Genomic DNA, 21,663 nt, shown 5'->3' with positions numbered 1-21,663 from the left:
GGTCCTCGCGGAGAAAGACGATGTAACGCTCATTAGTTAGCCGCACTATCGAAATCGGCGTACGATGGAACGCATGCCCGAGCTGAGCCATCGCCGACGACTGCTCGTGCTCGCGATCTGCTGCATGAGCCTGCTGATCGTGAGTCTCGACAACACCGCGCTGAACGTGGCGCTGCCCTCGATGCAGCGCGACCTGCACGCCGCCACGTCCGGTCTCCAGTGGACGATCGACGCGTACACGCTCGTCCTGGCCTCCCTGCTGATGCTCGCCGGCTCCACCGCCGACCGCATCGGCCGCAAGCGCGTCTTCATGGCCGGCCTGGTCGTCTTCTCCGCCGGCTCGCTGCTGTGCTCCCTCGCGCCGAACCTGGAACTGCTCATCGTGTTCCGCATGGTCCAGGCGGTGGGCGGCTCGATGCTGAACCCGGTCGCCATGTCGATCATCACCAACACCTTCACCGACGCCCGGGAACGCGCCCGCGCGATCGGCGTGTGGGGTGCCGTGGTCGGCATCTCCATGGCCGCCGGCCCGCTGGTCGGCGGCCTGCTGGTGCAGTCGGTGGGCTGGCGCGCGATCTTCTGGGTCAACCTTCCGGTCGGTCTCGCCGCCCTCATGCTCACCCTCCGCTTCGTCCCCGAGTCCCGCGCGCCCCGGGCCCGCCGCCCCGACCCGGTCGGCCAGCTGCTGGTGATCGCCCTGTTCGGTTCGCTGACCTACGCGATCATCGAGGCGCCGGACGCGGGCGCCGGCACGGTGGCGCCGTTCGCGGTGATCGCCGTGGCCGCCCTGCTGGCCCTGCTGCGCTACGAGCCCCGGCGCGCCGAACCCCTCATCGACCTGCGATTCTTCCGCTCGGCACCGTTCAGCGGCGCCACCGTGATCGCCGTCAGCGCGTTCGCGGCCCTCGGCGGCTTCCTCTTCCTGTCCACGCTGTACCTCCAGAACGTGCGCGGCCTGGACGCGCTGCACGCCGGCCTGTGGATGCTCCCGATGGCCGTGCCGACGTTCCTGTGCGCGCCCCTGTCCGGCCGTCTGGTCGGCAGCCGCGGACCCCGGCTGCCGCTCCTGGTGGCGGGTACGGCGATGACCGCGAGCGGTGTCCTGTTCGCCGCGTTCGACGCGCAGACCACCGGCCCCACCCGCCTCGCCGGTTACGTCCTGTTCGGCATCGGCTTCGGGTTCGTCAACGCGCCGATCACCAACACGGCGGTCTCCGGCATGCCCCGGGCGCAGGCCGGTGTCGCCGCGGCCGTCGCCTCCACCAGCCGGCAGCTGGGCCAGACCCTCGGCGTCGCGGTGGTCGGCGCGGTCCTGGCGTCCGGCATCGGCGCGGCGTCGTACCGGCAGACGTTCGTCTCCGCCGCCCGCCCCGGCTGGTGGACCCTGGCCGGGTGCGGCCTGGCCGTCCTGCTCCTCGGCCTGCTGACCAGCGGCCGCTGGGCCCGCCGCACGGCGGAACGCACGGCCGCCGGCCTGGAGCCCACGGAAACCCGCGAGCCGGTGGGCGCGGCGGGCCGCTGACCCCGTCCCGTCCCCCCGGGCCGCCGGAGCCGTCCTCAGCCCTGGACGGTGATGACCGGCGCGTGGCGGACGGGGAAGTTCACCGAGCGGGCGATGAAGCACAGGTCGGGTACGTCGCCGTGCAGCGAGCGGGCCCGCTCCACCATCGACGCGTCGGCGACCGTCACCTCGGGACGCAGGACGACCTCGGTGATCCGGCCCCCTCCCCCGCTGTCGTCCATGGTCATGACCCCGTGCGCGTGGTCCTCGTACTCGGTGACGACGACCCCGCCGACGGCGCAGAGGTGCAGGTACCAGAGCATGTGGCACTGCGCGACGGAGGCCACCAGCAGCTCCTCGGGGTTCCACCGCGCGGGGTCGCCGCGGAACGCGGGGTCCGAGGAGGCGGCGATACCGGCCTTGCCGTCCGCCAGCACCTCGTGGTCCCGGCTGAAGGCGGGGTAACCGTCCGTCCCGGACCCGAGGTTGCCGGTCCACTCGACCGTCACGTCATAGGTGTGCGTCGCCGTCATGCCGCCAGAGCGTAGCCCCACCCGCGAGCCCGGGAGCCCGGGTGGGTGCCGGGCTGGGGCGGGGCGATGAGTTCCGGTGGTGGGCGGGGTCGTAGGGAGGGACGGTGGTGGTGCCGTCGATCTTCGTCGGAAGGCCGAGGGACATGACCGTGACCGCGCTGCGCGCGATGCTGGACCGGTACGTGGAGGACGGCCGGGTGCCCGGTGCCGTGGCGCTGGTGGCCCGTGGGGACGATGTCGAGGCGGTGGCCGTCGGGCACCGGCACGCGGGCGGTGCGCAGCCGATGACCCGGGACTCGCTGTTCCGGATCGCCTCGCTCACCAAGCCGGTGACGGCGGCGGCCGTGCTGACGCTGGTGGACGAGGGCCGGATCGCGCCGGCGGACCCGGTGGCGCGGTGGCTCCCGGAGCTGGCGGAGCCGGTGGTGGTGCGCACCCCGGCCGCCGCCGTGGACGACGTGGTGCCGGCCGCCCGGCCGATCACGGTCGAGGACCTGCTCAGTTCGCGTACCGGCTGGGGGTTCCCGTCGGACTTCACGCTGCCCGCCGTCACCGCGCTGTTCGAGGTGCAGAAGGACGGCCGCGCCCCGCGGTCCTACCCCGCGCCGGACGACTGGCTGGCCGCCCTGGCCCGGGTGCCGTTGCTGTACCAGCCGGGCGAGGCCTGGCTGTACGGCACCTCCTCCGACCTCCAGGGTCTGCTGATCGCACGGGTGTCGGGCCGTACGCTCCCGGAGTTCCTGGCCGAGCGGATCTTCGAGCCGCTCGGCATGCGGGACACGGCGTTCGCGGTGCCGGCTGCGGATCGGGACCGGTTCACCTCGTACTACCGGCCGGGGGCCGGGAGCGTGCCGGAGCTGGTGGACGGCCCGGACGGCGACTGGAGCCGGGTGCCCGCGTTCCCCTCCGGCCAGGGCGGGCTGGTCTCGACGGCGGACGACTGGCTGCGCTTCGCCCGCCTGCTGCTGGCCGGCGGGGAGACGCGGGGCCGCCGGCTGCTGTCCGCGGCCTCCGTCAGCCGTATGACCGGCGACCGTCTGACCGCCCGGCAGCGGGAGATCGGCCGGCTGTTCCTGGCGGGGCAGGGCTGGGGCTACGGCGGCCAGGTCGACATCGCCCGGACCGAGCCCTGGAACGTGCCGGGTCGCTACGGCTGGGTCGGCGGCACCGGCACCACCGGCCACCTGGTCCCGGCCACCGGCACGGTCGCCGTCCTGCTCACCCAGGTCGCCATGGCCGACCCCACACCGACCCCGCTGATGCGGGACTTCTGGCGGGTCACGGCGTGACGGGTCAGGACGTGACGGTCAGGGCGTGACCGGTGCGGTCAGGCCGCGCACCAACAGGTCCACCACGGCCCGGAACTCCTCCTCGGTCCCGGGGCGCCGCCACTGGTCGGCGTGGCAGGGGTCGTGGAAGCGGGTGGTGCCCTGGAAGACGGCGCGCGCCGCGGCGGCCGGGTCGGGCACGGAGAAGACGCCCGCCGCGCCGCCCGCCGTGATGATCGCGGTCAGCTGGGCGGTCAGCTCGGCTATGTGCTCGCCGACCACCGTGCCGTGCTCGGCGGCCAGCACCCCGTAGGTGGCGAACAGCTCGGGGTCCTCGTGCGCCTTGCGGCGTTTGGCGTCGAAGAGCGCCGTGAGCCAGGCGCGCAGCCGCCGCTCGGGGTCGCGGTCCTCGGCGGCGATGCCGGCGAGCGCCTGGCAGGTGCGGTCCAGCCAGCGCTTGGTGACCGCCTCCCGCAGCGCCGCCTTGGTCCGGAAGTGCCGGTAGACGCTGCCGTGGCTGACGCCGAGCGCGCGGGCCACGTCGACCACGGTGGCCTTGGCCGGGCCGTGCCGGCGCAGCACCTCCTCGGTCGCCTCGAGGATGCGCTCGGCGGTCAGGGCCTGGCTGGTCGGTGGCATGTCCTAGACCGTACCCGGCGGGGGGTTCAGCGCTCGCTGTCGAGGTGCGCCATCGCCGCGGCCGGGTAGCGCTCGCCGGCCGCGGCGTCCGCCGGGACGGCCTCCTCGATCGCGGCGAGGTCGGCCGGGTCCAGGGTGACGTCGAGGGCGCCCAGGGACTCGGTCAGCCGCTCGCGGGTGCGGGCGCCGACCAGCGGCACGATGTCCTCGCCGCGGGAGAGGACCCAGGCGATGGCGGTCTGCGCGACGGTGACGCCCTTGCGCTCGGCGATCGCGCGGAGGGCGTCGACCAGGTCGAGGTTGCGCCGCAGGTTGTCGCCCTGGAAGCGGGGCGAGTGGGCGCGGAAGTCGTTCGCGGCCAACTGCCGGTCGCGGGAGAAGTGGCCGGAGATCAGGCCCCGGGAGAGCACGCCGTAGGCGGTGACGGCGATGCCCAGTTCGCGGGTGGTGGGCAGGATGTCCCGCTCGATGCCGCGGGACAGGAGCGAGTACTCGATCTGGAGGTCGGCGACCGGGGCGGTGGCGGCGGCCCGGCGGATCGTCTCGGCGCCGACCTCGCTGAGGCCGACGTGCCGGACGTGTCCCTTCTCGATCAGTTCGGCGATGGCGCCGACGGTCTCCTCGACCGGCACGTCCGGGTCGAGGCGGGCGATGCGGTAGACGTCGATGTGGTCGACGCCCAGGCGCTGGAGGGAGTAGGCGGCGAAGTTCTTGACGGCGGCGGGGCGGCCGTCGTAGCCGCTCCAGTTGCCGTCCGGGTCGCGCAGAGCGCCGAACTTCACGCTGACCAGGGCCTGTTCGCGGCGGGCCGGCGGGGCGGTGCGCAGGGCCTCGCCGACGAGCATCTCGTTGTGGCCCATGCCGTAGAAGTCGCCGGTGTCCAGCAGGGTGACGCCGGCCTCCAGGGCGGCGTGGACGGTCGCGACGGACTCCGCGCGGTCGGCGTCGCCGTAGAGGGCGGACATGCCCATGCAGCCCAGCCCGAGGGCGGAGACACGGGGGCCGGTGGTGCCGAGGTTTCGGGTTCGCATCATCATGCCTCCATCCTGCCATGACAACTGACAGATTTCAATATCTGTCAGCTGTCATTCCAATGCCTCCCTTCCCGACCCCAGCTGGTCCAGACCTCTTGACGAAAGGTCTGGACCAGCCGCACTGTCGTACGGCTGACTGTCATGCCTACGACACCTCGCCGCACCCCCACCGGGAGGACCGCATGCTCCGCCGCACGTTGCGCCTGCTCACCGCCGCCGTCACCACGGCCGTCCTGGCTCCGCTCGCCGTCGCCACCGCGCCCGCCGCCTCCGCCACCGCCGCCGCCGACACCTGCGCGGTGAAGTCCCGCCCGGCGGGCAAGGTGCTCCAGGGCTACTGGGAGAACTGGGACGGCTCCGCCAACGGCGTCCACCCGCCCTTCGGCTGGACCCCGATCACCGACTCCCGCATCGCCGCGCACGGTTACAACGTGCTCGACGCGGCCTTCCCGGTGATCCGTTCGGACGGCACGGCCCTGTGGGAGGACGGCATGGACTCCGGCGTGAAGGTGGCCACGCCCGCCGAGATGTGCCAGGCGAAGGCGTCCGGCCAGACGATCCTGCTCTCCATCGGCGGCGCGGCGGCCGGCATCGACCTGTCGTCCTCGACGGTCGCCGACCGCTTCGTGTCGACCATCGTGCCGATCCTGAAGAAGTACAACTTCGACGGCATCGACATCGACATCGAGACGGGCCTCACCGGCAGCGGGAACATCGGGCAGCTCTCCGCCTCCCAGGCCAACCTGATCCGCATCATCGACGGCATCCTCGCGCAGATGCCGTCCGACTTCGGCCTGACGATGGCCCCGGAGACCGCGTACGTCACCGGCGGCAGCATCACCTACGGCTCGATCTGGGGCGCGTACCTGCCGGTCATCAAGAAGTACGCGGACAACGGCCGCCTGTGGTGGCTGAACATGCAGTATTACAACGGCAGCATGTACGGCTGCTCCGGCGACTCCTACTCGGCGGGCACCGTGCAGGGCTTCACCGCGCAGACCGACTGCCTGAACAAGGGCCTGGTGGTGCAGGGCACGACGATCCGGGTGCCCTACGACAAGCAGGTCCCGGGGCTGCCCGCCCAGCCGGGCGCGGGCGGCGGCTACATGTCGCCCTCCCTGGTCTCCCAGGCGTGGAAGCACTACGGCACCTCGCTCAAGGGCCTGATGACGTGGTCGCTCAACTGGGACGGGTCGAAGAACTGGACGTTCGGCGACAACGTCAAGGCACTCCAGGGCCGTTGAGCCGTTGACCGCACCGCCCGGCCGCCGGCACCGCACTCCCGGTGCCGGCGGCCGGCGCCGTCACGCGCGCGGCCGGGCCAGGGCGCGGAGGGCCGGCCGGAGCAGGGCGGCCGTGCGCCCGGCCGGGGCGTCCGTCAGCGGGGTCAGGCCGAGGAGCTGGTGGCCCACGGTGACGCCGAGCAGGGCGGTGACGACCAGCGCGGCGCGCAGTTCCGGGTCCGGGCCCGCGGGCAGGGCGGCGGCGACGGCCTGGGTCTGCCGGCCGAGGGTGTCCCGGACGCGGTCGGCGGCGGCCGGGTCGGTGAGCATGGACCGCAGCAGCGCCAGCGTGCCCTCGGGGAGCCCGCCCAGCTCGCGGGTGAGGGTGGCCAGGAGCTGGTCGACGAGCGCGTCGGCGTCGGTGGCCGTCGGCGGGGCGGGGAGTTCCTGCGCGGCCCGGGTGAACAGCTCCCGCTTGGAGCCGAAGTACTGCATGACCAGGGCCGGGTCGACGCCCGCGGCACTGGCCACGGCGCGGATCGTGGTGCGGTCGAAGCCCCTCGCGGCGAACAGCTCCCGGGCGCTGCCGAGGATGCGGGCCTCGGTGACCCGGCGGCGGCCGGTGCGGGAGGGGTCGGGCACGGACACCTCTCCACTCTACGGCCGTTGACCGGGGGTCGCCCGGCGTCCGCGGGGAGCCGGGCCGGTGCGCGGGCCCGGACGGCACGCGGCCCGCCCGTCGGCCCCGGGACGGGGCGACGGACGGGCCGGTGCGGCCGGACGCGGCCGGGTCAGCAGCCCAGCAGGCGGCTGGCCAGGTAGCCCTCGATCTGGTCGAGGGACACGCGCTCCTGCTTCATGGTGTCCCGCTCGCGCACGGTCACCGCGTTGTCCTCGAGCGTGTCGAAGTCGACGGTCACGCAGAACGGCGTGCCGATCTCGTCCTGGCGGCGGTAGCGGCGGCCGATGGCGCCCGCGTCATCGAACTCGATGTTCCAGTTCTGCCGCAGGGCCTGGGCGAGGCCCTTGGCCTTCGGGGACAGCTCCGGGTTGCGGGACAGCGGGAGGACGGCCACCTTCACCGGCGCCAGCCGGTGGTCGAGGCGCAGCACGGTCCGCTTCTCCATCTTGCCCTTGGCGTTGGGCGCCTCGTCCTCGACGTAGGCGTCCAGCAGGAAGGCCAGCATGGTGCGGCCGACGCCCGCCGCGGGCTCGATGACGTACGGCGTCCAGCGCTCGCCGGCCTCCTGGTCGAAGTAGGAGAGGTCCTGGCCGGAGGCCTTGGAATGGGCGCCGAGGTCGTAGTCGGTGCGGTTGGCGACACCCTCGAGCTCGCCCCACTCCGAGCCGCCGAACTGGAAGCGGTACTCGATGTCGGCGGTGCGCTTGGAGTAGTGGGAGAGCTTCTCCTTCGGGTGCTCGTACCAGCGCATGTTCTCCTCGCGCAGGCCCAGCCCGGTGTACCAGCCCCAGCGCTGCTCCATCCAGTACTCCTGCCACTGCTCGTCCTCGCCCGGCTTGACGAAGAACTCCATCTCCATCTGCTCGAACTCGCGGGTGCGGAAGATGAAGTTGCCAGGAGTGATCTCGTTGCGGAACGACTTGCCCATCTGGGCGATGCCGAACGGCGGCTTGCGGCGCGAGGTGGTCTGCACCTGGGCGAAGTTGGTGAAGATGCCCTGGGCGGTCTCGGGGCGCAGGTAGGCGACGGAACCGGAGTCCTGGGTCGGACCGAGGTGGGTGGAGAGCAGGCCGGAGAACTGCTTGGGCTCGGTGAACTGGCCCTTGTTGCCGCAGTTCGGGCAGTTGACGTCGGCCAGGCCGTTCGCCGGGGCGTGGCCCTTCTTCTCCTCGTAGGACTCTTCCAGGTGGTCGGCACGGAACCGCTTGTGACACGAGGTGCACTCGGTCAGCGGGTCCGTGAAGGTGGCGACGTGACCGGAGGCGACCCAGACCTCGGAGGCGAGGATGACGGAGGAGTCGATACCGACCACGTCCTCGCGCGACGTCACCATGTAGCGCCACCACTGGCGCTTGATGTTCTCCTTCAGCTCGACACCCAGCGGTCCGTAGTCCCAGGCGGCACGCTGTCCGCCGTAGATCTCACTGCACGGGAAAACGAAGCCACGGCGCTTGCTCAGGCTGACGATGGTGTCGATCTTGTCGGCGGCCACGGTGCTCTCTTCATTACGACGACGGGCGTTGAAGCGAGATGCTTCCAGCGAATGATTCAGATTACCGGCGCATGCTCCCCCACGACCAAATCGGCCCCCGTGAAGACCGACTGGTGAGCGTAGTTGACAACGGTTTCCATGTTTGTTGAAAATGACTGTCATGAACGTACGCCGTCGCCTCATATCCGCCGCCGCGGTCGCCGCCGTCGCCGTCCTCGGGGCCGGCACGCTGTCCGGCTGCTCCCGCGGCCCGGCGGTGGTGGCCAACACCAGCAGGTTCGACGTCGTCGCGTCGTTCTACCCGATGACCTTCCTCGCCGAGCGGATCGGCGGGGAGCACGCCCGCGTCACCACCCTCACCTCCCCCGGCCAGGAGCCGCACGACCTGGAGATCAGCCCCCGGCAGATCGCCCAGCTCGAGGAGTCCGACGCCGTCCTCTACCTGAAGGGCCTCCAGCCCTCCGTCGACGAGGCGGTGGCCCAGTCCCCGGTCGGCACCAAGATCGACGCGGCCGGCCTGACCACGCTGGAGGAGCACGGCACCGAGGTCGGCGGCCACGCGCCCGGGCACGACGGCCACCAGGACGACTCCCCGGCCGGCGAGGGCGAGGGCGCCGGCAAGGACCCGCACATCTGGCTGGACCCGGTGAAGTACGCGCAGGTCGCCGAGGGCGTCGGCAAGGCCTTCGAGAAGGCCGACCCCGCGCACGCGGCCGACTACCGGAAGAACACCAGGACCCTGGTCGGCGAGCTGGACGCCCTGGACCTGGAGTTCCGGCAGGGTCTCGCGCACACCCGCGGCAAGGTCTTCCTCACCACGCACGCCGCCTTCGGCTACCTCGCCGAGCGCTACGGCCTCATCGAGGAGGCCGTCAACGGCCTGGACCCCGAGTCCGAGCCGAGCGCCGCGCGCGTACGCGACCTGGAGCGGACGGCGCGGGCCGACGGCGTCAGCACCGTCTTCTACGAGACGCTCGTCAGCGACCGGACCGCCCGCACCCTCGCCCACGACACGGGCCTGCGGACCGACGTCCTCGACCCGATCGAGGGCATCACCGGCAGGTCCCGCGGCAAGGACTACCTGGCCGTCCAGCAGGCCAACCTCAAGGCGCTCCGCCAGGCACTGGGCGCCAAATGACCGGCACGGAAGGCAGGATCATGCGAGAGCCCGTCATAACCCTGCGCGGGGTGACCGCCGCACTCGGCGCGCGCCCCGTACTGCGGGGCATCGATCTCACCGTCGGCCGCGGCGAGGTCGTCGCGCTGCTCGGCGCGAACGGTTCCGGCAAGTCGACGGCGGTCCGGACGGTCATCGGCCAGGTGCCGGTCAGCGGCGGCACGGTCGAGCTGTTCGGCACTCCGCGCGGCTCCTTCCGCGACTGGGCGCGTGTCGGCTACGTGCCGCAGCGCACCACGGCCGCGGGCGGCGTCCCGGCGACCGTGGCCGAGATCGTCTCCTCGGGCCGGCTGTCCCGGACCCGCTTCGGCCCGTTCCGCAAGGGCGACCGGCAGGCGGTGCGGCGGGCCCTGGAACTGGTCGGCCTGGCGGACCGCGCCAAGGACCCCGTCGACGCCCTCTCCGGCGGCCAGCACCAGCGGGTGCTCATCGCCCGCGCGCTGGTCTCCGAGCCCGAGCTGCTGATCATGGACGAGCCGATGGCGGGCGTCGACCTGGCGAGCCAGGAGGTGCTGGCGCGGACGCTGCGCCAGCAGGTCGGGGCCGGTACGACGGTCCTGCTGGTCCTGCACGAACTGGGCCCGCTGGAGCCCCTCATCGACCGGGCGGTCGTCCTGCGGGACGGCTGCGTGCTGCACGACGGCCCACCGCCCCGCGCGGTCGGCCAGCACGCGCTGCCCGGCCACGACCACGTACACCCGCACGCGCCGGCGGGCACCGAACCGATCCGCACGGGACTGCTGAGCTGATGGAATTCCTGGACTACGCCTTCATGCAGCGGGCGCTGCTCGCTGCCGTGCTGGTCGGCATCACCGCGCCCGCGGTCGGCATCTACCTCGTCCAGCGCCGCCAGGCGCTGATGGGCGACGGCATCGGACACGTCGCCATGACCGGTGTCGGCCTGGGCTTCCTGCTGTCCACCTCCCCGGTGTGGATGGCGACGGCGGTCTCGGTGCTCGGCGCGGTGCTGATGGAACTGATCCGCTGGTACGGCAGGACGCGCGGCGACATCGCCCTGGCCATGCTGTTCTACGGCGGCATGGCCGGCGGCGTGATGCTGATCAACCTGGCGCCGGGCGGCTCCAACGCCAACCTGACCTCGTACCTGTTCGGCTCGCTCTCCACGGTGTCGCCCTCCGACGTGACGACCATCTGCGTGCTGGCCGCCTTCGTGCTGCTGGTCACCCTCGGTCTGCGCCGCCAGCTGTTCGCGGTCAGCCAGGACGAGGAGTTCGCCCGGGTCACGGGCCTGCCGGTGCGGGCGCTGAACCTGCTCACGGCGGTCACCGCGGCGGTGACGGTCACGGTGGCCATGCGGGTCGTGGGGCTGCTGCTGGTGTCCGCGCTGATGGTCGTGCCGGTGGCCGCGGCGCAGCAGATCAGCCGCAGTTTCGCCGTCACCCTGGTGATCGCGGTGGCGATCGGGGTGGTCGTCACCGTCAGCGGCACGGTCACCTCCTACTACCAGGATGTCCCGCCGGGCGCCACGATCGTCCTGCTCACCATCGCCGCGTTCGTCGCGCTGGCCGCCCTGGCCGCCCCACTGGCCCGGCGACGCGCCCGCGCGGCGGCCGCGGCCCAGCCGGCGGGCGACCCGGCGGAGTGCTCGATTCCGGTCGCGCGGGGCGCCGGGGACGAGGTCGGCGCCTGACCACTGTCGGTGCGGACTGGCACAATGGCCCGGCAGACGCCAGACGTGAGGAGGCAACCGGTGACCACCGCTGGACCGCCCGTTAAGGGCCGCGCGACCCGTCAGCGTGCAGCCGTGGCGGCGGCCCTGGACGAGGTCGACGAGTTCCGCAGCGCGCAGGAACTGCACGACATGCTCAAGCACAAGGGCGACTCGGTCGGGCTCACCACCGTCTACCGCACGCTCCAGAACCTCGCCGAGGCCGGCGAGGTCGATGTCCTGCGCACCTCCGAGGGCGAGTCCGTCTACCGCCGCTGCTCCACCGGCGAGCACCACCACCACCTGGTCTGCCGCGCCTGCGGCAGGGCGGTGGAGGTGGAGGGCCCGGCGGTCGAGAAGTGGGCGGAGGCGATCGCCGCGGAACACGGGTACGTGAACGTGGCGCACACCGTGGAGATCTTCGGCACGTGCGCCGACTGCGCGGCGGCCTGAGCGGATCCCGGCCGGTCACTCAGCTCCGGCCGAAACAGCGCTCCAGTTCGTCCAGGTCGTAGAAGCTGCTGTTCCTGGCCACGGGACGGCAGCCGTCCTTGAACGCCGTCTCCTTCTCGTTGTAGAGCATGCGGACCAGGTACCGGCCGCCCTTTCGGAACACGTCCCACTGGATGTTCGCGCCCAGCGGGGAGACCGAGGCGCCGCGCCACGGATTGTCGGCGTACGTGTACGGCTCCCCCGGCGTCGCCGGCCGGGTGCTGCCGGGCAGGCCCATCAGCGCGGCCAGCGGGATGAGCTCCTCGGCGTGGGTGAAGCGCAGCTCGGCCCCGAGGTCGCTGGTGCCGGCACGCTTGGCCTCGACCTGCTTGAAGAGGTCGTCGAGCAGGACGCCGGCCATCTTGTAGGTGATGTCGCTGCCGGAGAAGCCGGGGCCCTTCTCGTAGAAGTCCTCGGCGTCGCCGAGGTAGCCGAACCAGGCCGCGTCCGAGCGGGAGATGTAGCGCTCCAGGCCCCAGCCCGCGCCGTCCGGGCTCTCCTCGCTCATCGCGGGGGCGATGGCGTACAGGTTGTAGACGGCCTGGGCGGCACCGGTCCGGTCGGTGATCTGTGCGACGAAGGGGTCCGTGAAGATCTTCCGCAGGACGCTGTCGGCGGCCTGCCGTGTCCGGTCCTGGCCGGTGATGCCGTCGAGGGTTTCCTTCAGGCGCTGGTCGTGGGCGAGGTAGTCGCGGTAGGCCGCGCCGCCCGCCGCCTTGTGGAAGTACAGCAGGTCCTTGTCGGTGCGGGTAGGCCCGATCAGCGGCTTCAGCTCGGGGTCGGCCTCGGCGAGGGCGTCGGCGAAGACGTTGCCGCTGTCCACCGCCCGGCCCTGGCCGGAGCTGACGACGTCGATCTTCTCGCCGTCGCGGGCGATCTTCGCGAACAGCGACGGCAGCCGCTTCTGCATGCGGGCGGCCGTCTCGGCCAGCTCCTGCCGGCCGCGCCCGCTGAGGTTGCCGTAGCCGGTCTTCGCCATCGCGGCGAGCAGCGCCCGCACCCGGGGCCCGAACTCCTCGCCCTTGCGGGTGAGTCGCCCCTCCGCCTCGGCCTTGTCCCACAGCGCGAGGACGAGGTCCCCGTCCTCGCTGTCGGTGGCCGCGCGCGAGCCGTGCCGGGAGACGTTCTCGGTGAGGACGGGGACGAAGCCGGCCGGGGGCTTCTGGTAGTCGCGCGGGTTCTGCCGGGGCGCGTACGGCGCCTTGGTGCCGTAGCTCTCGCGGTGGGCGGGGCCGTCGGCGGCGTGCGCGGGCAGCGCGGTGAGCAGCAGGGCGCCGAGGACGAGGACAGGGGTGACACGTCTCATGATCCACATTTTCGGCGGCCCTGGTGAACTACCGGTGGCTACGAGGTGGAGTCGCCCTTCATGGCGGCCTCCATGGCGATGAGTTCCTCGTTCGGGACGGCACCGCCGAAACGCCGGTCGCGGGAGGCGAACTCGACGCAGGCCCGCCACAGGTCACGGCGGTCGAAGTCGGGCCACAGCACGTCCTGGAACACCATCTCGGCGTACGCGCTCTGCCAGAGCAGGTAGTTGGAGGTGCGCTGCTCGCCGCTCGGGCGCAGGAACAGGTCGACGTCCGGCATGTCCGGGTAGTACAGGTACTTCTGGAGGGTCTTCTCGTTGACCTTCGACGGGTCCAGCCGGCCGGCCTTCACGTCCTCGGCGAGGGCCTTCGCCGCGTCGGCCAGCTCGGCCCGGCCGCCGTAGTTCATGCAGAAGTACAGGGTGAGCAGGTCGTTGTCCTTGGTCTGCTCCTGGGCCACCTGAAGTTCCTTGGCGACCGACTTCCACAGCTTGGGCATCCGGCCCACCCAGCGCACCCGAATGCCGAGCGAGTCGAGCTGGTCGCGGGTCCGGCGGATGAAGTCACGGTTGAAGTTCATCAGGAAGCGGACCTCGTCGGGCGACCGCTTCCAGTTCTCGGTGGAGAAGGCGTACAGGGAGATGTTGCGCACACCGACCTCGATGGAGCCCTGGAGCACGTCCAGCACCCGCTCGGCGCCGACCTTGTGCCCCTCGGTGCGCGGCAGCCCCCGCTCCTTCGCCCACCGCCCGTTGCCGTCCATGACGATCGCGACGTGCTCCGGTACCAGCTCGGCCGGCAGCTTCGGCGGGCGGGCACCGGACGGATGCGGCTCCGGCGCCGTGTACTCGCGCCGCTGGCGCCCCAGGAACCCGCGTACGACCATGTGCTTCTCGTCTCCTCGACCGTGGACTACTTCTCTACGTACCGCAGGGAGCGCAGCCCGCGCTCCAGATGCCAGTGCAGGTAGGCGGACACCAGTCCGCTGCCCTCGCGGACGTACCGCGCCTCGCACGCGTCCGCCGTCTCCCAGTCTCCCGTAAGCAGCGCCCCCAGCAGAATCAGGGTCTGCGGGGACGGCACGACGCTGCCGGGCACCCGGCAGTCGACGCAGACGGAGCCGCCCGAGGCCACGGAGAAGAACCGGTTCGGGCCGGGCATGCCGCAGCGTGCGCAGTCGCCGAAGCTGGGCGCGTACCCGTTGACCGCGAGGGAGCGCAGCAGGAAGGCGTCGAGGACGAGGTGGGGGGCATGCTCGCCGCGGGCGAGGGTCCTGAGGGCACCGACCAGCAGCAGGTACTGCTGCACGGCCGGCTCCCCCTCGTGGTCCGTGAACCGCTCGGCCGTCTCCAGCATGGCGGTGCCCGCCGTGTACCGCGCGTAGTCGGTGACGATCCCCCCGCCGTACGGCGCGATCGTCTCGCTCTGGGTGCACAGCGGCAGCCCGCGCCCGATCAGCTCGCTGCCCCGCGCGAAGAACTGCACGTCCACGTGGGAGAACGGCTCCAGCCGGGCCCCGAACTTCGACTTGGTGCGCCGCACCCCGCGCGCCACGGCCCGCACGCGCCCGTGCCCGCGGGTGAGCAGGGTGATGATCCGGTCCGCCTCACCCAGCTTCTGGGTGCGCAGCACGATGCCGTCGTCGCGGAACAGACTCATGCCACCATTCTCTCCCATGCGGGAAGCGGCCCGGGCGGTTCGTACGGTGCCGGTCGGTCCGGCCGTACGGTGCTGATCGTCGGCCCCGTCGCACGGGTAGGGTCGGCCGTGGTGCCGTACCTCGCCCTCCCTGCCCACCGGGTCGCCGCGCGAGCGGTGGCGGGCGCCCCGCACCGCACGGTGCGGACCGCCGCGGACCGGCCGGGCACCCGGCGCTCCCGCCACGGCCCGCCGCACACGGCCCACGGGCCCTGCCCCGGCCGCCGCGCTGCCGGCCCCCGCGGCGCTCCTGCCCCCCTCCCCCGCCGTGGCCGGGAGCAGCCGGCTCGGTCGTCCGATCCACCCCGAAGGAGATACCCGCGCATGACGAACCCCGCGACCGGCCCCTGGCTCCTGCCCGACGCCACCCCGGACGTCGTCGCCCGTCAGACCCGGCTCCGGCCCGACTTCGCGGACGCCGAGCACGTGGTCCGCCTCCACAGCCACAGTTTCGCGGTCGAGACCGGGGGCCTGCGCATCCTGGTGGACACCGGCATCGGCAACGGCAAGCCCCGGGCCAACCCCGCCTGGACGACCTGCGCACCGACTGCCTCGACCGGCTGGCGGCCACCGGATTCACCCCGGACACCGTCGACCTGGTGATCCTCACCCACCTCCACACCGACCACGTCGGCTGGAACACCCGCGAGCAGGACGGCACCCGGGTGCCCACGTTCCCCCGCGCCCGCTATCTCACCTCCCGCGCGGAACGCGAGTTCTGGGCGGCCCGGACCATGGACGAACCGCGCAGGCAGATGTTCCGGGACTCCGTCCTGCCGGTCGAGGACGCCGGACTGCTCGACCTCGTCGACGTCGCCGAGGACGGCACCGAAGTGGTCCCCGGCGTGAAGCTGTTGCCCACCCCAGGCCACACCCCCGGCCATGTCGCCGTCGACCTCACGGACGGCGACGAGCGGGCGGTCGTCACCGGCGACTGCGTGCACCACCCCGTGCAGTTCGCCCACCCCGGCATCGGCAGCTGCGTCGACATCGACCCGGCCCTCGTCGAGAACACCCGCCGCGGGCTGCTCGGTTCGCTCGCCGGTACCGGCGCCCTCGTCCTCGGCACGCACTTCCCGCCGCCGACCGCCGGCCGCGTCACCGCTCACGGGGACGCCTACCGCCTCGCCCCGGTCACGCCGGCGTCCCCGCCGCGCGGCTAGGCCGTCTCCGCGCGGCACCCGGCCCCCGACGGCTCGACCCGGTGGTCGAACACACCGTGAGAGACGGGAGTCAGCGGGTACCCGTTGTCCTGGCACGACGCACGCAAGCTCACAGGAGGTACCCCATGGGCAAGCTGGGTGACATGGCCAACAAGGCCAAGGAGATGGCGAAGAGCCACCCGGACCAGGCCGACAAGGGCGTCGCGGGCGCCGAGCGCATGGTCGACGAGCGCACGGGCGATAAGTACGACGCCCAGACGGACAAGGCCGCCGACGCGGTGCGACGTTCCTACGAGGGCGGCGCGACGACGGAGCGCTGACCGGAGGACCGCGGCACCACGCGCACCACGGGTCCCCGGCGCCACGCGCCGGGGACCCGTGCTGTCCGCCGACCGGTGCCGCGACCGAGGGCTCATGGTCCTCCGCGATCCACCCTCACGTTTTCGGCCGTCCGCGCTCGCATCGCCGCCGGTTCATCACCCGCCGGACGCGATGGCGGGCACGCGGTGATCCCTTTTCGGCCGCATTTGCCCCGCTGAACAGGAGGGGCGGATTCCGGCCCGTGTGTGGAGGAGATCGCCGGGAACGGCCCGGACGTCTGTGCGAATCCTGTGGCAACGTGTGCGGGCCCGGTGACCGCTGGGGTCGCCGGGGTCTGTCTTCCTGTGGGGGGAAGCCATGCGCACACGTGCCTTCGGCACGTCTTTCAGGCGTGCCCGGAAAAGATCAGGTTCGGCTGCCGCTGTCGCGGTGGTGACGGCGGCGCTGGCCGCGGCCGTGCTGCCGGCCGCGAACGCGGCCGCCGCCGACGGCAAGCCGGTGTCGGTCTGGGGCAAGGACAGTCCCGACTTCGCGATGCCGCCGGTGAAGGTGGGGGCGAACCGGCCGGTGAAGTCGAAACCGGCCAAGAACCCGACGGACGAGGGGTATCTGCGGTGGCTGCGCGAGCAGCGGGCGCACGCCAAGGGTGCCGCGTCGGGCAAGGCGGCGCAGTCAGCGGGGGTCGCGGCGGAGACGTCGGTGCTGAATCTGGTCCCTGAGGGGCAGGGCGATGTGCCCTGGCACCGCTACACCAGTTTCGCCGTCACGGACGCGCTGACCGCGAAGATCGACTATTCGACCGGCAACCTGATGCTGACGGCGACGGACTTCGACATCGCCGGCGTCGGCCAGGGCCTCAGGCTGGCCCGGACCTACAACTCGCTGGACGCGCCGTACGGGCGGGTCACCCAGCGCTGGTGGCAGCAGTACGAGCGCTACCTGTCCCTCTCCAGCGGCGAGGCCGTCCTCTACGACGCCTCCGGCGCGACGGTCCGTTTCAAGAAGAACAGTGACGGCTCCTTCACCACCCCCAAGGGCTACTCCGAGGACCTGAAGAAGAACTCCGACGGCACGTACACGCTGACGAAGTGGAAGTCGGGTTCGAAGGAGTCGTACAACCCCGGCGGGACGCTGACGAAGGTCACCGACCGCAACCACGGCAGCATCACCGTCACCCAGACCACGAGCGGCGGCTTCAAGCTCACCGAGACCCGTTCCGGCCGGTGGATCGAGCTGGACAAGACCTTCCCCTCGCAGTGGCAGGCGAAGGACAACACCGGCCGCACCGCCGTCTACGACGTGGACTCCGACGGCAACCTGGCCGCCACCACCGACACCGAGGGCAAGACGGTCGCCTTCGGCTACGACAGCTCCGGCCGGCTCGACAAGATCATGACCGCCGAGGGGCGGGTGACGGCCTTCACCTACGACGACGTCAACCGCGTCACCTCGTTGCGACTACCTGACCGGTGGCACGGCCGCGCCGGTATGCGCCGTTGCCGCGAATGTCGTCGGAAACAAGGCCTCGCAAGCGTTCGACGAGGCCACCACGTGAACAGGCAAATCGAAGCAATCGGAGGATAAATGGTACCGAATCATGAGGTGCTGAGCGTCATCTTCCCTGGCGGAGGCCCTTTCAAGAACACTACGTTCACCATCGCGATTCTCGCATTGATCGTAGTCGCCTTCGTCGTCTGGGCGTTGCGCGCCAGGCGCGGTAAGTAGACGGAGGAACACTGATCGGTCATCGGGTCTTGTGGTCTCATCCTGCCGGTGCTCATGGTGCGTGGGCCTCGACAAGGTTCATCGCAGCGGTGAGACCGTAAGTGCACCCTCATGGCACCACCACTTGAACCCGCATCCCCCGGAAAGGCAGTCGTCATGCGACCGTCCTCCGATCAAACCGTGTTGGCCTACAAGGGGATGGATGGCGCCCCGCTCTGGGTCCTGTTCGGCATCGCCATCCTCGCCTTCATCGCCTTCGGAGTCACCCAAGCCCGTAAAAGGAAGTAGACCCGGAGACGAAGACCGTAGAGCTTCCTTCGATGCTGTGAAGTACGACGGGACGCTGCGCGACGTAACAGGTGAATCGTGGGAAGCGCGGGCTCCCTCGCACCGCTACAGCGTCTCTCCGCGGCTGCGGGCGTTGGCATACGCCGTGGCCGCGCTCAGCCGCTCGGCCGTGGTCGCCCCGCGCAGCGCCTCCGGCTCGGCGTCCCACTCCCGGCCCCCGCCGTAGGGCCGCACCTGCACGTACGGCCCCTCGTGCCCCATGACGATGCCGACCCGGCCGGTACGCGTGTCGACCACATGGCTGCCGGCCGGAGGCATCACCGCGCCACCCCCGGGGACGCCGTCAGCGCCGCCGTGAGGCTCCGCGCGGTCTCCACCGAGCAGCGGCCCAGCTCCACCAGCGGGCAGGGCACCTCTCTCGCCAGACTCACCGGGTCGAGTCCCAGCGACGGGAGAACGACCCCGGCCTTCTCGAGCGCCACCCGCAGTTCCCGCAACGTCTCCTCCGCCTCTTCGAGAGCCTTCACTCTGTTCCCCTGCCTTTCCCGATTTCACGCTTCGTGCACCCAGGGTGACGTTCCGCATCTACACTCGGCAATCGCCCGCGCCCTACAAAGGCGTGGCAGCCGAGGGAGGTTGGCCATGGCCAACGGTTCGCGTCAGGCGGTCTGGGAGTTCTTCGGCGCCGAGCTGAAGAGACGACGGGAGGACGCCGGAATCACCCAGGTGGAGCTGGGAGCCCGGGTCTTCGTCTCCGGTGCATACATCGGACAGTTCGAGCAGGCCATTCGAAAACCCCAGCTGGACATCACCCGGCGAATCGACGAGGTCCTGCAAACCGACGGTATTTTCGAGCGGCTGTGCCGCAAGCTCATCGACGACCGGCGGTACGCGGAGTACTTCGCCGAGGTCGTGGAGCTGGAGCGGGTGGCGACCAGGATCTGCGAGTTCGCGCCGACCGCGGTGCCGGGGCTGTTGCAGACCCGGGCGTACGCGGAGGCGGTGACCGTCGCGGCCAACCCGTTCGTCACCGACGAGTACGTCGAGGAGATCGTCGGCGCCCGACTGGAACGCGGACACATCCTGAAGGACGCCACCCGGCCCGAGTACTGGGTGATCCTGCACGAGAACCTCCTGCGCATCCCCGTGGGCGGTCCCCGGGCCATGGCCGAGCAACTGCGCCAGATCGCCGGGCTGATGCGGGAGCGCACGGTGTGGGTGACGGTGGTCCCGTACGCGGCTGGAGCCTTCGCCGGGATGACGGGAGACCTGCGGCTCATGGCCTTCGAGGACGCACCGCCCGTCGCCTATACGGAGACCTCGTTCTCGGGGATGCTGATGGACGATCCGGCTGTGGTGAAGCGGGCACAGCGCGCATACGATCTGCTCAGGGTCGCCGCGCTGTCGCCGGAGGCGTCCCTCGCCCTGGTCGAGTCGGCGGCTGAGGATCACAGACGATGCAGCAGTACGACCTGAGCAACGCCGACTGGTTCAAGAGCAGCTACAGCAACGGCGAGGGCGGCAACTGCGTCGAGGTGGCCGACGGCGTCCCCGGTGTCGTGCCCGTCCGGGACAGCAAGGTTCCCGGTGGGGCCGTGCTGGTGGTCGGGGCCCCCGCCTGGGCGGAGTTCGTCGGCGCCCTGACCGCCTGAGCACACCGACTCAACAGCCCGGTTGCCGTCGGCCCGGCCTCCGATGCGCTGGGCTGTCCGTGTGAGTCGTCTTGACCGCCTCCGCCACCCCTCTTATGGTCGCGCTACCGATCGGACGTAGGACGTAGGACGTCGTATCTCCCGCCCCTCCCCGACGACTTGCTGGAGGACCCGTGCGCGACGACGTGATTCCCGGTGTACCGGCGCCGCGCCGCCGGTCGTTCCTGAGGGGCGCCGGGGCGCTGGGGGCGGGCGCGGCGCTGGCCGCCTGTTCCGGCGGGCCGCAGTCCACGAACGACACCGGGCACGGGGGCAGCGGCAAGGAGCGGACGCTGACCGCCGTGATCGGGTACGGCAACGACGGCAGCTGGGACCCGACGCAGACCGCGTCGGCGTTCGCGATGGCAGCCAACCATCACATCTACGAGGGGCTGCTGGACACCGACCCGATCAGCCGGGTGCCGTATCCCGCGCTGGCCACCGAGGTGCCGGAGGATCCAGGCGCCACCCGCTGGCGGTTCGCGCTGCGGCCGGGCGCCACCTTCCACGACGGCAGGCCCGTCACCGCCGACGACGTCGTGTTCGTCTTCGACCGCATCCTGGACCCGCACACCGAGACCCTCGCCAAGGGCTTCTTCGCCGGCTGGCTGGACAGCGTGAGGAAGGTCGACGCGCGCACGGTCGAGCTGGTGCTGAGGTTCCCGTTCCCCGACGGGCTCGCCCGGCTCACCCTCGCCAAGATCATGCCGAAGCACGTCTTCTCCCGGCCCGGCGCCTGGGACGAGGCGGTCCGGGGGCTGGCGGTCGGCTCGGGGCCGTACCGGCAGACCGCGCACCACCCGAAGTCCAACACCACCTTCGAGGCGTTCACCGCCTACAACGGCCCCCGCAAGCCCGCCTTCAAGCGTATGAACTGGCTCACCATCGTGGACGCGGCCTCGCGCGTCGCGAAGATCTCGGGGACCGACGCCGGCGCCCAGATCGCCGACAACGTCCCCTACGCCAACATCCCGCGCCTGGAGCAGGGCGGGCTGAAGGTGGCGGGCGGCGCCGGGATGAACAACCTCTTCCTGATGTTCAACACCCGGCACAAGCCCTTCGACGACGTGCGGGTGCGCCAGGCGCTGCACTACGCCATCGACGGCGAGAAGATGGTGCGGGTGGCGCTCAAGGGGCACGGGAGGCCCGCGTCCTCCTTCCTCGACGAGGGCAATCCCGGCTACCGGCCGGCGAAAACCGTCTACGGGTACGACCCGGCGAGGGCGAAGGCGCTGCTGAAGGCCGCCGGGGTGAAGAACCTCGAGGTGGAGATCCTCGCCGTCAACGTCAGCTGGATCGTCGACTGCCTGCCCACCGTCAAGGCCTCGTGGGACGCCGTCGGCGTGAGGACCACCCTCGCCCCGCAGGAGACCACGGCCGTCTTCACCAAGATGGACCAGAAGCGGGACTACCAGGTCGTCGCCGCCGCCTCCAACCCCAACCAGTTCGGGCTCGACGCGGACCTGATCATGCACTACAACTACGGGCCCCAGAATCTCTGGATGCGCTACACCCGGTGGGCCGACGACCCCGTCGCCCGGCGGCTGTTCAAGGACATGGACCGGGCGACCCGGGAACCCGACCCGGCGAGGAAGAAAGCCATGGTGCAGGACTACATCGACGTGGTCGCCGAACAGGCCGTGCTGTACCCGGTGGTGCACAACGAGCTGATGACGGCCTGGGACCCGCGCAGGCTCACCGGGATACGGGCCCAGCCGTACCCGGGCGTCAACCTCCTGCGCGCGCGCTGGGCCTGACGG

General features: G+C 71.4%; 22 protein-coding genes and 1 pseudogene. 13 read left to right on the top strand and 10 right to left on the bottom strand.

Annotation, left to right across the window (positions count from 1 at the left end):
• The first annotated feature begins 73 nt into the window (after positions 1 to 73).
• The gene (locus ACIQVT_RS06430; protein WP_403748462.1) at positions 74 to 1,522 is read left to right on the top strand and encodes an MFS transporter; all 1,449 of its coding nucleotides are present in this window, start codon (positions 74 to 76) and stop codon (positions 1,520 to 1,522) included.
• A 35-nt stretch (positions 1,523 to 1,557) separates the two neighbouring features.
• On the opposite strand, the gene ACIQVT_RS06425 is transcribed toward ACIQVT_RS06430, so the two are convergent.
• Complete coding sequence (locus ACIQVT_RS06425) at positions 1,558 to 2,034, bottom strand: OsmC family protein (RefSeq protein WP_403748459.1); 477 nt, start codon at positions 2,032 to 2,034, stop codon at positions 1,558 to 1,560.
• Positions 2,035 to 2,177: 143 nt separating this feature from the next.
• On the opposite strand from ACIQVT_RS06425, the gene ACIQVT_RS06420 reads away from it, so the two are divergent.
• A complete protein-coding gene (locus ACIQVT_RS06420; RefSeq protein ID WP_403748457.1) occupies positions 2,178 to 3,323 on the top strand; it encodes a serine hydrolase domain-containing protein in 1,146 nt (381 codons plus the stop codon).
• Positions 3,324 to 3,341: 18 nt separating this feature from the next.
• On the opposite strand, the gene ACIQVT_RS06415 is transcribed toward ACIQVT_RS06420, so the two are convergent.
• Positions 3,342 to 3,941, bottom strand: coding sequence for a TetR family transcriptional regulator (locus ACIQVT_RS06415; RefSeq protein ID WP_403748454.1), 600 nt, complete (start codon positions 3,939 to 3,941; stop codon positions 3,342 to 3,344).
• A 26-nt stretch (positions 3,942 to 3,967) separates the two neighbouring features.
• Positions 3,968 to 4,978, bottom strand: a complete 1,011-nt coding sequence (locus ACIQVT_RS06410) for an aldo/keto reductase (protein WP_403748451.1) — start codon at positions 4,976 to 4,978, stop codon at positions 3,968 to 3,970.
• Positions 4,979 to 5,157: 179 nt separating this feature from the next.
• Here ACIQVT_RS06410 and ACIQVT_RS06405 point away from each other — a divergent pair, with 179 nt between their 5' ends.
• Positions 5,158 to 6,219 carry a chitinase gene (locus ACIQVT_RS06405; protein WP_403748449.1) on the top strand — a complete coding sequence of 354 codons (1,062 nt, stop codon included), beginning with the start codon at positions 5,158 to 5,160 and terminating at the stop codon, positions 6,217 to 6,219.
• A 60-nt stretch (positions 6,220 to 6,279) separates the two neighbouring features.
• On the opposite strand, the gene ACIQVT_RS06400 is transcribed toward ACIQVT_RS06405, so the two are convergent.
• Both ACIQVT_RS06400 and ACIQVT_RS06395 read right to left on the bottom strand, forming a co-directional pair.
• Positions 6,280 to 6,846, bottom strand: coding sequence for a TetR/AcrR family transcriptional regulator (locus tag ACIQVT_RS06400; protein WP_403748445.1), 567 nt, complete (start codon positions 6,844 to 6,846; stop codon positions 6,280 to 6,282).
• A gap of 143 nt (positions 6,847 to 6,989) precedes the next feature.
• Entirely contained in the window at positions 6,990 to 8,372 is a 1,383-nt protein-coding gene (locus tag ACIQVT_RS06395; RefSeq protein ID WP_403748443.1) for a glycine--tRNA ligase, read from the bottom strand.
• Between the two features lie 160 nt (positions 8,373 to 8,532).
• On the opposite strand from ACIQVT_RS06395, the gene ACIQVT_RS06390 reads away from it, so the two are divergent.
• The 4 genes from ACIQVT_RS06390 to ACIQVT_RS06375 are packed head-to-tail and all read left to right on the top strand — an operon-like array spanning position 8,533 to position 11,671.
• Positions 8,533 to 9,510 carry a metal ABC transporter substrate-binding protein gene (locus ACIQVT_RS06390; protein ID WP_403748440.1) on the top strand — a complete coding sequence of 326 codons (978 nt, stop codon included), beginning with the start codon at positions 8,533 to 8,535 and terminating at the stop codon, positions 9,508 to 9,510.
• Between the two features lie 17 nt (positions 9,511 to 9,527).
• Positions 9,528 to 10,298: a metal ABC transporter ATP-binding protein gene (locus ACIQVT_RS06385; RefSeq protein WP_403749708.1), complete on the top strand. Its 771-nt coding sequence runs from the start codon at positions 9,528 to 9,530 to the stop codon at positions 10,296 to 10,298.
• Positions 10,298 to 11,200, top strand: coding sequence for a metal ABC transporter permease (locus ACIQVT_RS06380; RefSeq protein WP_403748438.1), 903 nt, complete (start codon positions 10,298 to 10,300; stop codon positions 11,198 to 11,200). Before ACIQVT_RS06385 ends, ACIQVT_RS06380 begins: the two co-directional genes overlap by 1 nt.
• 60 nt (positions 11,201 to 11,260) lie before the next feature.
• A complete protein-coding gene (locus tag ACIQVT_RS06375) occupies positions 11,261 to 11,671 on the top strand; it encodes a Fur family transcriptional regulator (protein ID WP_403748436.1) in 411 nt (136 codons plus the stop codon).
• A 19-nt stretch (positions 11,672 to 11,690) separates the two neighbouring features.
• Here the strand turns inward: ACIQVT_RS06375 and ACIQVT_RS06370 are convergent, their stop codons facing one another.
• Genes ACIQVT_RS06370 through recO form a run of 3 tightly spaced genes read right to left on the bottom strand, consistent with a single transcriptional unit; the run spans position 11,691 to position 14,676 of the window.
• A complete protein-coding gene (locus tag ACIQVT_RS06370; RefSeq protein WP_403748434.1) occupies positions 11,691 to 13,016 on the bottom strand; it encodes a histidine-type phosphatase in 1,326 nt (441 codons plus the stop codon).
• A gap of 38 nt (positions 13,017 to 13,054) precedes the next feature.
• A complete protein-coding gene (locus tag ACIQVT_RS06365) occupies positions 13,055 to 13,903 on the bottom strand; it encodes an isoprenyl transferase (RefSeq protein WP_403748429.1) in 849 nt (282 codons plus the stop codon).
• A 26-nt stretch (positions 13,904 to 13,929) separates the two neighbouring features.
• Complete coding sequence (recO, locus tag ACIQVT_RS06360) at positions 13,930 to 14,676, bottom strand: DNA repair protein RecO (protein WP_361998330.1); 747 nt, start codon at positions 14,674 to 14,676, stop codon at positions 13,930 to 13,932.
• Between the two features lie 363 nt (positions 14,677 to 15,039).
• On the opposite strand from recO, the pseudogene ACIQVT_RS06355 reads away from it, so the two are divergent.
• The 3 genes and pseudogenes from ACIQVT_RS06355 (at position 15,040) to ACIQVT_RS06345 (ending at position 17,783) form a co-directional block, all read left to right on the top strand.
• Positions 15,040 to 15,878, top strand: a pseudogene (locus ACIQVT_RS06355) (MBL fold metallo-hydrolase).
• Between the two features lie 125 nt (positions 15,879 to 16,003).
• Entirely contained in the window at positions 16,004 to 16,198 is a 195-nt protein-coding gene (locus ACIQVT_RS06350) for an antitoxin (protein WP_403748425.1), read from the top strand.
• Between the two features lie 430 nt (positions 16,199 to 16,628).
• Positions 16,629 to 17,783: a DUF6531 domain-containing protein gene (locus ACIQVT_RS06345; RefSeq protein ID WP_403748423.1), complete on the top strand. Its 1,155-nt coding sequence runs from the start codon at positions 16,629 to 16,631 to the stop codon at positions 17,781 to 17,783.
• Positions 17,784 to 18,317: 534 nt separating this feature from the next.
• On the opposite strand, the gene ACIQVT_RS06340 is transcribed toward ACIQVT_RS06345, so the two are convergent.
• Both ACIQVT_RS06340 and ACIQVT_RS06335 read right to left on the bottom strand, forming a co-directional pair.
• Entirely contained in the window at positions 18,318 to 18,533 is a 216-nt protein-coding gene (locus ACIQVT_RS06340) for a hypothetical protein (protein ID WP_403748421.1), read from the bottom strand.
• On the bottom strand, positions 18,530 to 18,739 hold the full coding sequence (locus ACIQVT_RS06335) for a hypothetical protein (RefSeq protein ID WP_361998313.1): 210 nt from the start codon (positions 18,737 to 18,739) through the stop codon (positions 18,530 to 18,532). Before ACIQVT_RS06335 ends, ACIQVT_RS06340 begins: the two co-directional genes overlap by 4 nt.
• A gap of 115 nt (positions 18,740 to 18,854) precedes the next feature.
• Here ACIQVT_RS06335 and ACIQVT_RS06330 point away from each other — a divergent pair, with 115 nt between their 5' ends.
• The 3 genes from ACIQVT_RS06330 to ACIQVT_RS06320 all read left to right on the top strand — a co-directional run bounded on the left by ACIQVT_RS06330 (position 18,855) and on the right by ACIQVT_RS06320 (position 21,660).
• The gene (locus ACIQVT_RS06330) at positions 18,855 to 19,688 is read left to right on the top strand and encodes a Scr1 family TA system antitoxin-like transcriptional regulator (RefSeq protein WP_403748417.1); all 834 of its coding nucleotides are present in this window, start codon (positions 18,855 to 18,857) and stop codon (positions 19,686 to 19,688) included.
• Positions 19,670 to 19,864, top strand: a complete 195-nt coding sequence (locus ACIQVT_RS06325; RefSeq protein WP_403748414.1) for a DUF397 domain-containing protein — start codon at positions 19,670 to 19,672, stop codon at positions 19,862 to 19,864. Before ACIQVT_RS06330 ends, ACIQVT_RS06325 begins: the two co-directional genes overlap by 19 nt.
• 173 nt (positions 19,865 to 20,037) lie before the next feature.
• The gene (locus ACIQVT_RS06320; protein WP_403748411.1) at positions 20,038 to 21,660 is read left to right on the top strand and encodes an ABC transporter substrate-binding protein; all 1,623 of its coding nucleotides are present in this window, start codon (positions 20,038 to 20,040) and stop codon (positions 21,658 to 21,660) included.
• Positions 21,661 to 21,663 lie beyond the last annotated feature (3 nt).

The sequence above is a fragment of the Streptomyces sp. NPDC100445 genome (assembly GCF_044759735.1).
GTDB lineage: Bacteria > Actinomycetota > Actinomycetes > Streptomycetales > Streptomycetaceae > Streptomyces.
Note: the sequence above shows the minus strand (reverse complement) of the source record. Positions and strands in the feature narration are given on the sequence as shown.

Excerpts from the sequence above, each read along its gene's own strand:
- ACIQVT_RS06410 (WP_403748451.1), bottom strand. The coding sequence starts at position 4,978 with ATGATGATGCGAACCCGAAACCTCGGCACCACCGGCCCCCGTGTCTCC.
- ACIQVT_RS06380 (WP_403748438.1), top strand. The coding sequence starts at position 10,298 with ATGGAATTCCTGGACTACGCCTTCATGCAGCGGGCGCTGCTCGCTGCC.
- ACIQVT_RS06330 (WP_403748417.1), top strand. The coding sequence starts at position 18,855 with ATGGCCAACGGTTCGCGTCAGGCGGTCTGGGAGTTCTTCGGCGCCGAG.
- ACIQVT_RS06430 (WP_403748462.1), top strand. The coding sequence starts at position 74 with ATGCCCGAGCTGAGCCATCGCCGACGACTGCTCGTGCTCGCGATCTGC.
- ACIQVT_RS06415 (WP_403748454.1), bottom strand. The coding sequence starts at position 3,941 with ATGCCACCGACCAGCCAGGCCCTGACCGCCGAGCGCATCCTCGAGGCG.
- ACIQVT_RS06365 (WP_403748429.1), bottom strand. The coding sequence starts at position 13,903 with ATGGTCGTACGCGGGTTCCTGGGGCGCCAGCGGCGCGAGTACACGGCG.
- ACIQVT_RS06425 (WP_403748459.1), bottom strand. The coding sequence starts at position 2,034 with ATGACGGCGACGCACACCTATGACGTGACGGTCGAGTGGACCGGCAAC.
- ACIQVT_RS06405 (WP_403748449.1), top strand. The coding sequence starts at position 5,158 with ATGCTCCGCCGCACGTTGCGCCTGCTCACCGCCGCCGTCACCACGGCC.
- recO (WP_361998330.1), bottom strand. The coding sequence starts at position 14,676 with ATGAGTCTGTTCCGCGACGACGGCATCGTGCTGCGCACCCAGAAGCTG.
- ACIQVT_RS06370 (WP_403748434.1), bottom strand. The coding sequence starts at position 13,016 with ATGAGACGTGTCACCCCTGTCCTCGTCCTCGGCGCCCTGCTGCTCACC.
- ACIQVT_RS06350 (WP_403748425.1), top strand. The coding sequence starts at position 16,004 with ATGGGCAAGCTGGGTGACATGGCCAACAAGGCCAAGGAGATGGCGAAG.
- ACIQVT_RS06420 (WP_403748457.1), top strand. The coding sequence starts at position 2,178 with ATGACCGTGACCGCGCTGCGCGCGATGCTGGACCGGTACGTGGAGGAC.
- ACIQVT_RS06325 (WP_403748414.1), top strand. The coding sequence starts at position 19,670 with ATGCAGCAGTACGACCTGAGCAACGCCGACTGGTTCAAGAGCAGCTAC.
- ACIQVT_RS06390 (WP_403748440.1), top strand. The coding sequence starts at position 8,533 with ATGAACGTACGCCGTCGCCTCATATCCGCCGCCGCGGTCGCCGCCGTC.